16 protein-coding genes are annotated in these 12,566 nt (G+C 56.5%); 7 read left to right on the top strand and 9 right to left on the bottom strand.

Features of this window, described 5'->3' with window-relative positions:
- Positions 1–46: 46 nt before the first annotated feature.
- The 4 genes from ACR0NN_RS22745 to ACR0NN_RS22760 are packed head-to-tail and all read right to left on the bottom strand — an operon-like array spanning position 47 to position 2,492.
- Complete coding sequence (locus ACR0NN_RS22745) at positions 47–1,093, bottom strand: TonB family protein (protein ID WP_170686506.1); 1,047 nt, start codon at positions 1,091–1,093, stop codon at positions 47–49.
- Positions 1,090–1,467 (bottom strand): ExbD/TolR family protein, encoded by a 378-nt coding sequence (locus ACR0NN_RS22750; protein ID WP_170721709.1) that lies wholly within the window; start codon positions 1,465–1,467, stop codon positions 1,090–1,092. Before ACR0NN_RS22750 ends, ACR0NN_RS22745 begins: the two co-directional genes overlap by 4 nt.
- 4 nt (positions 1,468–1,471) lie before the next feature.
- Entirely contained in the window at positions 1,472–1,798 is a 327-nt protein-coding gene (locus ACR0NN_RS22755) for a biopolymer transporter ExbD (RefSeq protein ID WP_170721708.1), read from the bottom strand.
- Positions 1,799–1,829: 31 nt separating this feature from the next.
- Positions 1,830–2,492, bottom strand: a complete 663-nt coding sequence (locus tag ACR0NN_RS22760) for a MotA/TolQ/ExbB proton channel family protein (RefSeq protein ID WP_170686509.1) — start codon at positions 2,490–2,492, stop codon at positions 1,830–1,832.
- 813 nt (positions 2,493–3,305) lie between these two features.
- Here ACR0NN_RS22760 and pcaF point away from each other — a divergent pair.
- The 7 genes from pcaF to ACR0NN_RS22795 all read left to right on the top strand — a co-directional run bounded on the left by pcaF (position 3,306) and on the right by ACR0NN_RS22795 (position 8,991).
- Entirely contained in the window at positions 3,306–4,508 is a 1,203-nt protein-coding gene (pcaF, locus tag ACR0NN_RS22765) for a 3-oxoadipyl-CoA thiolase (protein ID WP_170721705.1), read from the top strand.
- 15 nt (positions 4,509–4,523) lie between these two features.
- Positions 4,524–5,516 carry a 1,2-phenylacetyl-CoA epoxidase subunit PaaA gene (gene paaA / locus ACR0NN_RS22770; protein WP_170721703.1) on the top strand — a complete coding sequence of 331 codons (993 nt, stop codon included), beginning with the start codon at positions 4,524–4,526 and terminating at the stop codon, positions 5,514–5,516.
- An 18-nt stretch (positions 5,517–5,534) separates the two neighbouring features.
- The gene (gene paaB / locus ACR0NN_RS22775; RefSeq protein WP_170721701.1) at positions 5,535–5,819 is read left to right on the top strand and encodes a 1,2-phenylacetyl-CoA epoxidase subunit PaaB; all 285 of its coding nucleotides are present in this window, start codon (positions 5,535–5,537) and stop codon (positions 5,817–5,819) included.
- On the top strand, positions 5,819–6,577 hold the full coding sequence (paaC, locus tag ACR0NN_RS22780) for a 1,2-phenylacetyl-CoA epoxidase subunit PaaC (RefSeq protein ID WP_170721699.1): 759 nt from the start codon (positions 5,819–5,821) through the stop codon (positions 6,575–6,577). Before paaB ends, paaC begins: the two co-directional genes overlap by 1 nt.
- Positions 6,578–6,673: 96 nt before the next feature.
- A complete protein-coding gene (gene paaD / locus ACR0NN_RS22785) occupies positions 6,674–7,132 on the top strand; it encodes a 1,2-phenylacetyl-CoA epoxidase subunit PaaD (protein WP_170721696.1) in 459 nt (152 codons plus the stop codon).
- 14 nt (positions 7,133–7,146) lie between these two features.
- Positions 7,147–8,220, top strand: a complete 1,074-nt coding sequence (locus tag ACR0NN_RS22790) for a 2Fe-2S iron-sulfur cluster-binding protein (RefSeq protein WP_170721693.1) — start codon at positions 7,147–7,149, stop codon at positions 8,218–8,220.
- Between the two features lie 12 nt (positions 8,221–8,232).
- Positions 8,233–8,991 (top strand): Phenylacetic acid catabolic protein, encoded by a 759-nt coding sequence (locus tag ACR0NN_RS22795; protein ID WP_170721692.1) that lies wholly within the window; start codon positions 8,233–8,235, stop codon positions 8,989–8,991.
- A 2-nt stretch (positions 8,992–8,993) separates the two neighbouring features.
- Here ACR0NN_RS22795 and ACR0NN_RS22800 read toward each other — a convergent pair whose 3' ends face one another.
- The 5 genes from ACR0NN_RS22800 to paaG all read right to left on the bottom strand — a co-directional run bounded on the left by ACR0NN_RS22800 (position 8,994) and on the right by paaG (position 12,436).
- Positions 8,994–9,209, bottom strand: a complete 216-nt coding sequence (locus ACR0NN_RS22800) for a hypothetical protein (protein ID WP_170721691.1) — start codon at positions 9,207–9,209, stop codon at positions 8,994–8,996.
- A gap of 69 nt (positions 9,210–9,278) precedes the next feature.
- The gene (locus tag ACR0NN_RS22805) at positions 9,279–9,875 is read right to left on the bottom strand and encodes a TetR/AcrR family transcriptional regulator (protein WP_170686519.1); all 597 of its coding nucleotides are present in this window, start codon (positions 9,873–9,875) and stop codon (positions 9,279–9,281) included.
- Between the two features lie 22 nt (positions 9,876–9,897).
- On the bottom strand, positions 9,898–11,205 hold the full coding sequence (paaK, locus tag ACR0NN_RS22810; protein ID WP_170721690.1) for a phenylacetate--CoA ligase PaaK: 1,308 nt from the start codon (positions 11,203–11,205) through the stop codon (positions 9,898–9,900).
- 15 nt (positions 11,206–11,220) lie between these two features.
- Entirely contained in the window at positions 11,221–11,649 is a 429-nt protein-coding gene (gene paaI, locus ACR0NN_RS22815) for a hydroxyphenylacetyl-CoA thioesterase PaaI (protein ID WP_170721689.1), read from the bottom strand.
- A gap of 1 nt (position 11,650) precedes the next feature.
- A complete protein-coding gene (gene paaG, locus ACR0NN_RS22820) occupies positions 11,651–12,436 on the bottom strand; it encodes a 2-(1,2-epoxy-1,2-dihydrophenyl)acetyl-CoA isomerase PaaG (RefSeq protein ID WP_170721688.1) in 786 nt (261 codons plus the stop codon).
- Positions 12,437–12,566: the final 130 nt, after the last annotated feature.

Below are 12,566 nucleotides of genomic sequence, written 5' to 3' on the forward strand. Positions count from 1 at the left end.
CGGGTATGTGAGGCTCTTGTCTATCGAAAGAATTGGAACCTGGATCTCAGCTATTCTGGTAGTAGAAAGATAGCTTGCGGCTTGATCCGCTTGGTGGGCGCGGGAATGGGGCGGCGCGGATGACTTGATCTTTGGCCGCTCGTTCGATCTCGGGCGAGCCAGAGCTGTCGACGATATCGACCCACGCCAATGAGCCGTCAGGGTTTATTTCAAAGAACACCTGGGCGAACCCGCGGACCGGTACATAGACGACAGGCGTTTGATTAAGGTGGATCAAAACCTGACCAGCGTAATTAGTCGTGTCAGAATTCCCAACGCCCCGACCTGTGGTCTGGTTGCGCCCGCGACTGGTGCGGAAGGCGTCGGCCCCTTCTCTTTGATAGCGGATCAGTGGCGATTCCACAGTTTGCTCCGGGTTGCGCAAGTTGTCGAAGTTGCTGAAGCCTTCGAGCGTTTTCTGGGGCGCTGGTGCTGGTCGTTCATCGGGCAGGCGAGGGCGTTTGGAAACTGCGACCGCTTGTTCGGAGGTCTCGGTGCCGACTTCTGGCGTTTCGGGGCTTGGCTCCTCGACGGTATTCGGGATCTCGGGCTCTACGGTTGTCGTCTCGGGTGGCACAATAGGAGCAGGCGGAATTTCTGCCGGGGGTAACGCGGCCAGTTGATCCGCTTGCGGTTCAATGGGGGGCGTCACGGGTGTATCTGGATTTGACTCAGTTGCGATATCAGTTGGCGCATCAGGCTCGATCGGTGCCTCCGCGGGGGCATCTGATTGCGGCTCTATGGGGGCGCCAATGTCGGGTGAAGTGGCGGGATGAGGATCGGGTGATGCTACAAGCGTTTCGCTTATCGGTACTTCGGGTTCGATAATGTCTTCGATTGGGGGTTCAAGTGCTTCAGCCGGTTCCGGCTGTATAGGATCGCTGGTGGGTTCGGTAAAATCCTCAAACGAGTTGCTAAGCTCAATCGCATTTGCGTTATCATTGTCAGACTTCCGCTCAGGAAGACCGGGGCCGAAGAGGCTGAACCCCAGAGCATGTAAGAAGAGTGAAAGCAAAACGGCTATCGCCGCGACCGCTGCAGACCTACGGATCAATTTAGCGCCTGCTGGGTTACAAGAAATACAGATGGTGCTCCGTGTCGCCGAAGCGCACCGGTCACTTCCATCAGGCGTTGGCCTGAAACGTTGCGGTCCGGAACTATTCTTACAGGGCCATCTTCATGGCGGGTCATGAAAGCCTCGGGGTCAGTTTGCTCCCCCCGGTAACTGAGTGCACCGTCTGCATTTAGAACCAGCGCATCGGGCGGGTCGCGGCCTTCCAGCTCAGAGGCGTCTACAAGCTTGAGCTCTGGATCAAGCGGAGGTGCCACAGTGCCAGCGATCAGAAAGAAGATCAGCATCAGAAAGACGACGTTTATCAGTGGGATGGTCGAGTCCCGTCTGCGGCTTTTGCGGAGGTTCCGGATCATCAAGCTACTCCAGCACCGTAACGGTCAATCCATCACGACCGCGCAAAGTGACCAGCACATCGACAAGTCGTTGTGCCGTCGTATCTTCATCGAGGCTTATAAGCGCTTGTCCCGTTCCAATCTGAACTGACAACTCATCCAATGTCATGGCTTCACCATTCAAGGTGATGCGTTCCTCGCCAATCTGAATAAAAACCCTTTCTACAGGTTCTGCCGAAGTGGCTGGCCCAGAGGTCGCGCTGCTGATCTCAATTTCGGCGAATTTTGAGAAGGTTGAAGAGAGCATGAAGAACAGCAGCAACAAGAAGATGACATCGATGAGCGGTGTCATCGACATTGGTCTTCTGACGAAGGGTGCCGTGTTACGCATGTTCAGCGTTCAGAACCTCACTTGCGCCCATTGCGGGGCTTATCGCGTGATTTGGAACAAGAACCGTGCGCAGCGCCTTGTCTGCGAACACGCGCTCGCGCGCTGTGCGGCTTTCAAACCATGACAAGACCATTGATGTCGGCATGGCAACAGCAAGGCCAACGGCGGTTGTGATCAAGGCCACCCAGATGCCGCCTGCCAGCAGGGACGGGTCGACCGAAGAACCTGCCGATTGCAGACTTTGGAAGGCGTTGATCATTCCCAGAACGGTTCCGAACAATCCAAGCAAAGGGGCGAGCTGGGCAACCGTGTCCAACAGGCGAAAACCACGTTCCAGCCCGGCCAGTGCAAGACCAGCCTCAGCGTCCAGTCGAGTGTCGATATCGGGTGCATCTGGCGCGTCCATGGCCGCCTCGACCAACGGCGCTAGGTAGCTGCTGCTTTGCGCAAGGCGCGCGCGCGCAGCCGACCGATCACCGGCATCCCAGGCTTGGAGCGCTTGCGACAAAATCTTGTGACGTCCGACCCCGCAAGCGGCGAACTGCCACAGCTTGTAGAGACTAACCGCGACGGTCAGGATCGACATGACGATTAGAACCGCCACCACCGGCCCGCCAAGGGCCAGAATGTCGCGAAGAGAAGTCAGTACATTCATCCAAGCAATTCCATTTCCAACCGACTGCTGAGCGATAGTGATGATTGGCAGATATCGGTTTGCGCACCGTTTACAACGCACGAATTCGCACCATTGATCAGAACCCGACTGACCGACGCACAAGACATCCCGGAAAGGCCAAACCGACGAACACGTGGGCGATCCAAAGGCAAGTCGCGGAAATTAAAAAGTGTCAGGGATACGACGCCACCACTCGAGTCGAATATCACCGTTTCAAAAACGGCTTCGCCGATGGGCGTTCCAGACCGGTTTTCTACTAAAAATGTTAGCCTGCAAGCCCCATCAACGTCATCAGCTGCGTTGAGTTCCAGCGAAACTACCGGGGCAGGGTCCTCAGCAGATTGGGCAATCGCGTTTATTGGCAACAAGCATGAGAAACACGCAAGTAGGACACGGAAAGATTTCATTGAAGAGCACCCATTTGCTTGTGCGAACCTCGATTGCCCGCAGAATATCGCAGACAATAGCTCTGTCATACCTGATAGAGGGTGTAGTTCAAAGGACTGGTGAAGCCTTTGTGAACTCAGTGCTAATACCTCGGGCTTTGAACTGGCTTACGCCGATATTGGCAGTGATTGGCCGCCATCCAAAGTATGAGTTTGCCTCTCACCTTAGAGGGTTCACCACGCCAGCGGGTCGTAAGCGCACAATCGGCTTCGGTCAAATATGTTACCAATGTTCTTAGAAAATGGAAAATGAGTAACATTTAACTTGCCGCGAATCGAATGTGCACGTATTAACCGACCTATCGGTCACTTAATGATGTGGCATCAAATTCGGAGCTCTCGCCCTATGGACGCCTATATTTGCGACGCCCAGCGCACCCCAATCGGACGATATGGTGGAAGCCTCAGCCAGGTGCGTACGGATGATCTGGCTGCAATGCCCATTGCGGCGCTTCTGGCGCGTAACCCGCAGGTGGATTGGTCGAGTGTGGATGATGTCATCTATGGCGACGCCAATCAGGCAGGTGAGAGCAACCGTAACGTGGCGCGAATGGCGGCATTGCTGGCCGGTTTGCCGGTGGATGTACCGGGAACAACGGTCAACCGCCTCTGCGCCTCGGGTATGGATGCAGTTGGAATGGCGGCGCGCGCCATTAAGGCCGGTGACTATGATATGGCTATCGCGGGAGGTGTCGAAAGCATGTCGCGGGCGCCTTTTGTTATGCCCAAGGCGGCTTCTGCCTTCTCGCGCGCCAACGCAGTTTACGACACCACGATTGGCTGGCGATTTGTGAACCCGAAAATGCGGCAAAATTTTGGTATCGACTCGATGCCAGAAACAGCAGATAACGTGGCGGAAGCTTACGGTATCAGCCGCTCTGATCAGGACGCATTTGCCGAACGCAGCCAGGCCCGCTGGGCCGCGGCGCACCAGACCGGGGTGTTTCAGGAGGAGATCACCCCGGTCACAATCCCGCAGCGCAAAGGTGATCCGGTGGTGGTTGACACGGATGAACATCCGCGCCCGGGAACCACGGCTGAGAAATTGTCGGGGCTCAAGGGCATCAATGGGCCGGACAAGACTGTGACCGCCGGGAATGCCTCTGGTGTAAACGACGGCGCGGCAGCGATCCTGATGGCCAACGAGGCCGCTGCCTCAAAGAACGATCTGAAACCGATTGCCCGTGTGGTCGGCATGTCGGTCGCCGGGGTCGAACCTCGTGTGATGGGAATTGGTCCGGTTCCGGCCAGCCAGAAGGTCCTGGCCCGTGCCGGCCTCAGCATCGATCAGATGGATGTGATAGAATTGAATGAGGCGTTTGCTTCACAGGGGCTGGCGACGCTGCGCGCGTTGGGCGTGGCGGATGACGCACCACATGTAAACCCGAACGGCGGCGCGATCGCGATCGGGCACCCACTTGGAATGAGCGGAGCACGGCTGGTCATGACCGCCGCTTATCACCTGCGCCGCACAGGCGGGCGTTATGCGCTTTGCACAATGTGCGTAGGTGTGGGGCAGGGCGCTGCACTTATTCTCGAACGTGTGTAAGGGAGGAGACCTGACATGTACGCTCAGATGATCAAAACCGCCGGAACTGGCGTGAAATCCCGCGAAGAGATGTCCGAGCAGGAGCGCGCGTTTCAGGACAAGATCGATGCGGATATCAAGATCGAACCGAAGGACTGGATGCCCGACGACTATCGCGCGACCCTGATCCGTCAGATTGGCCAGCACGCGCATTCCGAAATCGTCGGTCAGCTACCCGAAGGCAACTGGATCACCCGTGCACCAACGCTGGAGCGCAAGGCGATCTTGCTGGCCAAGGTTCAGGACGAGGCCGGTCATGGTCTGTATCTGTATTGTGCCGCCGAAACCCTGGGGGTGAGCCGGGATGAGATTACAGAGATGCTGCTGGACGGGCGTATGAAATACTCGTCGATCTTTAACTATCCTACACTCAACTGGGCCGATATCGGCGCGGTTGGATGGCTCGTTGATGGGGCCGCGATCATGAATCAGGTTCCACTGCAGCGGACGTCCTTCGGGCCCTATTCGCGCGCGATGATTCGTATCTGTAAGGAAGAAAGCTTTCACCAGCGACAGGGTTACGATGCGATCCGCAAGATGGCAGAAGGCACGCCAGAACAGCGCAAGATGGCACAGGATGCACTAAACCGCTTTTGGTTTCCGTCGCTCATGATGTTCGGCCCGTCGGACAAAGAATCAGTGCACTCGGCGCAATCGATGGCGTGGAAAATCAAGATCAACACCAATGACGAACTGCGCCAGAAATTCGTCGATCAGACGGTGCCGCAGGCTGAATTTCTGGGGCTGACCATTCCCGACCCTGATCTGAAATGGAACGAGGAACGCGGGCACTACGATTTCTCGGAACCCGACTGGTCCGAGTTCTTTGATGTGATCAAGGGCAATGGCCCTTGCAATGTCGACCGGCTGGCTGCCCGGAACAAGGCTTGGGACGATGGCAAATGGGTGCGCGACGGCCTGTTGGCCCACGCCCGGAAGAAAAGCAAACGCAACCTGGCGGCAGAATAGACCCGAGGAGGACACACTATGAACAACGAATGGCCCCTGTGGGAAGTCTTTATCCGCGGTCAGCATGGAATGAGCCACCGTCACGTTGGCTCGCTGCACGCCCCAGACGCTGAAATGGCGATCAAGAATGCGCGTGACGTTTATACCCGCCGCAACGAAGGCGTGTCGATTTGGGTGGTTGAGGCCAATAATATCACGGCCTCATCTCCCAGCGACAAGGGCCCGCTTTACGAACCCAGCGAAAGCAAGGTGTATCGCCACCCGACCTTCTTCGACATTCCCGATGAAGTGGGGGCGATGTGATGACCCGGGACGAAGCATTCCTGCAGTTTCTGCTGCGGATGGGGGATAACACCCTGATCCTTGGGCATCGCGTCAGCGAATGGTGCGGTCATGCGCCTGTGCTGGAAGAAGACATCGCGTTGGCTAATACAGCGCTGGATCTGATCGGTCAGACTCAGATGTGGCTGGGCCTTGCTGGAGAGATCGATGGTGGCAAAAGTGCCGACGATCTAGCTTTTCTCCGCGACGCGTGGGATTTCCGCAATGTATTGCTGGTCGAGGTGCCGAATGGCGATTTCGGGCGCACGCTGATGCGTCAGTTCCTGTTCGATGCGTGGCATTCGATCATGTTGGGGCGTCTGATGAAATCATCTGACGAACGGGTCGCGGCGATCGCCGCCAAGGCAATCAAAGAAGTCACTTATCATCTTGAACGTTCCGGCGACACGGTGGTGGGGCTCGGCGATGGGACCGAGGAAAGCCATGCACGGATGCAGGAGGCTCTGGATTATCTGTGGCCCTACGTGGGTGAGATGTTTGCCAATGATGAGGTGGACGTCCAGATGGTAGCTGCGGGGATCGCCCCGAGCCCGGCTGACTTGCGTGAAGAATATGACGCTTTGGTCGAGCGGGTGCTGACCGAGGCCACATTGTCCATTCCCGCAAGCCGCTTTGGCCACAAAGGCGGGCGCGATGGGCGGATGCATACTGAGCACTTGGGTCATCTCCTGACACAGATGCAGTGGCTGCAACGCGCCTATCCTGGCGTCGATTGGTGACAACTGATTGATTTATTACAAAGAAATCAATCCGGAATTTTATCAAAACTCCGTTCTCCGGTGGCGCTCGATACGACAAACAAGGCAAACGAGACGATGCATGCAAGTGTAGATCAGATCTGGACATGGCTGGACACCGTTCCCGACCCCGAGATCCCGGTGATCTCGGTCGTTGATCTGGGCATCGTGCGCGATGTGCGGTGGGACGATGGCACACTTAAGGTAACGGTCACGCCGACCTATTCCGGCTGCCCGGCAACATCTATCATCAGCATGGATATCGAATCCGCGCTGCGTGATCGCGGGATCAACGATTTGCGGATCGAGACCAGCATCGCCCCGGCCTGGACCACTGATTGGCTCAGCGACAAGGGACGCGCCAAGCTTGAGGAATACGGCATTGCTCCGCCGCAACCTGCAGGCGGCCCCGAACGCTGCCCACGTTGCGGTAGCAAGGCGGTTGAAAAGGTCAGCCAGTTCGGCTCAACCCCGTGCAAGGCCCATTGGCGCTGTACCGATTGTTTGGAACCATTTGACTATTTCAAGTGCATCTGAGGGAGGATCACCGGATGGCACGTTTTCATGACCTCGAGGTCACCGACATTCACAAAACCATCCGCGATGCGGTGGTGGTGACATTGAAGCCGGTCAACGGTTCGGGCGATGAGTTCGACTTTACCCAAGGCCAGTATCTGACCTTCCGCCGCAATTTCGATGGGGAAGAACTGCGCCGGTCTTATTCGATCTGCGCGGGCAAAGATGACGGAGTATTGCAAGTCGGGATCAAGCGCGTCGATGGCGGGGCATTCTCGACCTGGGCCAATTCCGATCTGCAGGTGGGCGATACAGTGCAAGCGATGCCCCCGATGGGCAGCTTTCACACTGCAATCGATCCGTCTGCCGAAAAGCAGTATCTGGGTTTTGCCGGTGGGTCCGGCATCACTCCGGTTCTGTCGATCCTGAAAACCAGCTTGGCGCAGGAACCACATTCCCGGTTCACACTGGTTTATGCCAATAAAGGCGTGAACACGATCATGTTCCGCGAAGAGCTGGAGGATCTCAAAAACCTCTATATGGGGCGCCTGAACGTGATCCACATTCTGGAATCGGATGCGCAGGAGATCGAACTTTTTACCGGGCTGGTCACGCAAGACAAATGCGCTGAACTGTTTGCTCATTGGATCGATATCAAGAACGTCGACATAGCCTTTATCTGCGGGCCCGAGCCGATGATGTTGGGTATTGCTGCCGCACTGCGCGCGCATGGGCTGAATGACGGTCAAATCAAATTCGAACTCTTCGCCAGCGCCCAACCCGGTCGCGTCAAGCGCAAGGTCAGCGGTGCAGATACGGCGTCTCAGGCCAACCAGACAAAAGCGTCTATTACCATGGACGGGGCGACCCAGACGGTCACAATGCCCAAAGATCAGTCGATTCTTGATGCTGCCTTGGAGAATGCGATGGATGCGCCCTACGCCTGTAAGGCTGGGGTCTGCTCGACCTGCCGCTGCCGGGTGCTTGAGGGCGAGGTTGAAATGCTCGCCAATCATGCATTGGAAGATTACGAGGTCGAGAAAGGCTATGTCCTGAGCTGTCAGGCCTATCCGCTAACCGACACCGTGGTCGTGGATTACGATCAGTAGACGGAGGATATGATGGCTGAAGACATGACAATCGAGAGCTATCTGGCCGCAGGTGGTGTTCTGAGCAACCCGACCAATGTTCCGCCGCGTTATCGCGCGGAGCTTATGAAGCTGATGGCGACCTTTGTGGATAGTGAACTGGCAGGGGCTGCAGGGTTTGCCGATATCATCAATCAGGGCCCTGGCATCAAGGAACGGATAGCGGCGGCAAAAATTGTGCTTGAAAAGACCGACAATGCGGATCGTGTTTTGAAAATCATGGGCGAGTTTGGGGCCAATATCGACCAATATGCAAACCACCACCCTTGGACGACCCGTTTGGATCGGGACGCAGATATCGGGGCGTCCCGCTCTGAGCATGACATGCGCCTTGCGGTGTTCAACTATCCGATTGAGGGGTGGGAGGATGCCGTGGTGATGAACTTGCTGATGAGTCAGGCGGTTGATGTGCAACTCGCTCAGTTCTCACAGATATCCTATCAGCCTCTGGCCGAAGCGTTCCGTGAAATTACTCCGATCGAAGCACGCCACGGAGAGCTGGCGCTTGAAGGTGCGCGCAAGCTGATCGACCGGGGCAAGTCTGCCGAGATGCAGACCTCGGTCAACTATTGGTGGCCTCGTGTGGCGGCCAGTTTTGGGGCAGGGGGCGCGGAGAAGATTGAAGTTCTGCGCAAGCTCGGCCTGCGGCACCTGACCGGGGCAGAGATGAAAGATCAGTGGGTGATCAAGGCGACAGAACAGGTTACTGTGTTAGGGCTAAAGACGCCCTAGTCTCATGACTGGTACTTACGGCTGAGCAGCCCATATTTCACGGCCCATCCACGAAGGGACCGATGTTTGCGGCGATCCTGCTTTGTTGCCCGTTGGGCATGTGCGCCACCTTTCCGATTGAACTCGAACACATCAATCACACGTTCGGCGCAGCCACAGGCCTCGCCCAGACCAACTTTGGCGAAATAGAATTTATCAAAACGATCAGGGCTTTGCATGAGTGACCTCCGCCCACATTCAAGCGCATCCGCGCCAGTAAGCCAAATCAACTCTGGGCGGTTTGTGTTTCAGAGACCGTTAACACCTGACAATGTCAGATCGCTCACCAGCGCTGCATAATCGCTGCGCGCGTCGGCATCCGCACCTGCGTTCCACATGTAGAACCAATTCAGCATTCCGAAGACGGACATTGTGGTCGCCCGAAGCTTGGCGGCGTCATTCTTGAAGGTCTTGGGCGAGACGCTGGCAATGATATCACTGACGAACACAACCAGATCGCGCTGATAGCCGCGTAACAGCTTCTGCTGATCTTCGGGCAGGGCCGACATGCCGCTGGTTTGCACCCGATGCTCATCATCCACGCCCTGATAGGCCAGAAGGATTTCCCTCACCACGCATTTCAGACGTTCCGCAGGCTCCAATCCTGCAAGGTCAAGTCCGCAAATCTGATCACGAAGCTGCAGCAGATAGCTGTCGAGCATATCGAACAGAATGGCGTCTTTGCTATCGTAGTAATGATAGATATTGGCTTTGGATATCCCGCATTCGCGCGCCAATTGAGACATTGACGCGCGATCAAACCCTTCCTGCGCAAAGACGCGAGCAGCAGATTTCAGGATATGCGCCCGTTTGTGATCATGGTCTTTTGCTATTGTGCGCGCCAATTGCTGGCCCTCCGTCTTTCGCTTAACTGTCCCTGTTGTCGATCACGCGCCGGGCCTTGCCTTGAGAGCGTTCAACCTCGCCCGGCTCGCCTATATCGATCTCGGTCGAGATGCCAACCACCTCTTTGATCCGGCGTGAAAGCATCCGGGCTGCAGCGGTTTTGCTTAGCTCATCTGCAGCGTCAGGTGTTGCCTCAACATGAACCCGCATCGCGTCCATCCGCCCAGCTTTGTAGAGCTCGATTTGGTAGTAGGGCGCAAGGCCTCCGGTTGCCAGAACTTGCTCCTCGATTTGGCTGGGAAAGACGTTTACGCCACGCAGGATGATCATGTCATCCGAACGCCCGGTAATCTTCTCCATCCGTCGCATCGACCGTGCAGTGCCAGGCAAGAGCCGGGTCAAATCGCGGGTGCGATAGCGGATCATTGGCAGACCTTCCTTGGTCAATGTTGTAAAGACCAGTTCGCCCATCTCGCCATCGGGCATGACTTCACCGGTCACGGGATCGATGATCTCGGGATAGAAATGATCCTCCCAGATTACTGGCCCGTCTTTTGTTTCTACACATTCGTTGGCAACGCCCGGCCCCATGATCTCGGACAGGCCATAGATGTCGACGGCGTGCATGTCGAAGGCCTGTTCAACCTCGGCTCGCATTGAGTCCGTCCAGGGTTCGGCGCCAAAAACGCCAACCGCCAATGAGCAGTCGCGCGGATCAAGGCCAACCTTATGATACTGCTCAAGAATGTTCAGCATATAGGACGGAGTAACCATGATTCCGTCCGGTTTGAAATCGGTGATCAGATCGACTTGCTTAGCCGTCTGCCCGCCGCTCATCGGGACGACCGTGGCCCCCAGGCGTTCAATCCCGTAATGCGCGCCCAATCCGCCGGTAAACAGCCCATAGCCATAGGCGTTGTGCACCATATTACCCCGGCGCAATCCGCTGGCACGCAGTGATCGCGCAACCAGATCGGCCCAATTGTCGATATCGCCCTGCGTATAGCCCACAACAGTTGGCTTGCCGGTCGTCCCCGACGAGGCGTGAACTCGGATGATCTGTTCGCGCGGGACGGCGAACAGGCCAAAGGGATAGTTCTCTCGCAGGTCATTCTTGTAGGTAAACGGAAATCGGGCCAAATCGCCGAGTGATTGCAGATCATCCGGATGCACCCCGGCCTCATCAAACCGCTGCCGGTACATTGGCACGTTGTCATAAGCATGTCGCAGCGACCATTTGAGCCGGTCAAGCTGCAAGCTGCGAATTTCATCAATCGAGGCGATCTCGATCGGATCAAGATCTGCCTTGTTCGGAGTAAGATCCTTCATGTCATCCCCCTCATCTCAGGTCTCATCAAACACTGGGCCTTTGACCGCGCGGGAAAAGCCACGAAACTCTGCGATCTTTTGGCCGGTTTGGTTGGTTACGGTTACATCATAGATGCCACTGCGCCCGGTCAGGCTTTGTTCCGTTGCGCGGGCCGTCAGCAGATCGCCGGACCGCGCCGGCGCGATGAAACTGATCACATTGTGCTGTGCCACAGTGGATTGATTGCGGCTGTTGCATGCAAAGGCAAATGCGCTGTCAGCCAGCATGAAGGTCACGCCGCCATGGCAAATTCCATGCCCATTGCAGTGATGATCGACCACCTGCAGCGCCAATGTCGCCGCACCTTCGTCCACCGAGACCAGTTCCATTCCGGCCCATTGCGAGGCATTGTCACGTCCCCACATGGCAGCGGCGGCTTTCTGGGCGCGCTCCTTCGGTGTCATCTTATTCTCCCTGAAACACCGGCGCGCGTTTCTCTAAAAACGCGGTGACGCCTTCGGCATAATCTGCGCTTTCACCGCAGGTTTTCATGGCGTCGGCCTCAATCTCGAGCTGTTCGGTCAAAGTGGTGGTTGCCGCTGCCTGGATTGTCTGTTTTGTCAGACCCAACCCAAGCGTAGGGCCATTGGCGAATTGTTCAGTCAGAGCGCGTGCCTCGGTCATCAAATAGACGTCAGGGATAGCTTTCCAGATCAACCCCCAATCCGCTGCCTGTAGCGCTGGTAATGGTTGCCCGGTCAGGGCCAGCCCTTTGGCCCGCGCTTCCCCCAGCAGGCGTGGCAGGTGCCAACTCCCGCCGGTATCGGGTATCAGGCCAACCTTTGAGAACGACTGGATGAACTTGGCCGATTCAGCCGCCAGCACCACATCACAAGCCAAAGCGAGATTCGCCCCGGCCCCGGCGGCGACGCCATTGACGGCACAGACCACTGGAAAGTTCAGCGACCGGATCAGGCGGACCAAGGGCGCATAAAACGTGCGGACGGTGTTCCCCAGATCCGGCGACCCTTCCATCGTGGCAGGGTTTCGATCCCCCAAATCTTGCCCGGCACAGAAACCACGCCCGGCCCCAGTCAGAAGCACAGCGCGGGCGCCTTCGTCACGCGCCGCCTCAAGTGCAGCGCGCAGGGCATAGTGCATTTCATCCGTGAAGCTATTCAGGCGATCTGGACGATTGAGTGTAATTTCAACCCATTGACCCATATTTTGCGAAATAATCGTGTTGGACATGCCCGGTTCGCTTTTCATAAGTTGCAACAAACTTCTTGCATAAACCGAACGGTTGGTCAATAAATTATCCAAGCTTTTGTGAATCAGCAGGGCGGCGACGCTTGTTCAGTCCCGTTGATAGTTACAAAAC

Source organism: Ruegeria sp. BA2, assembly GCF_056539605.1.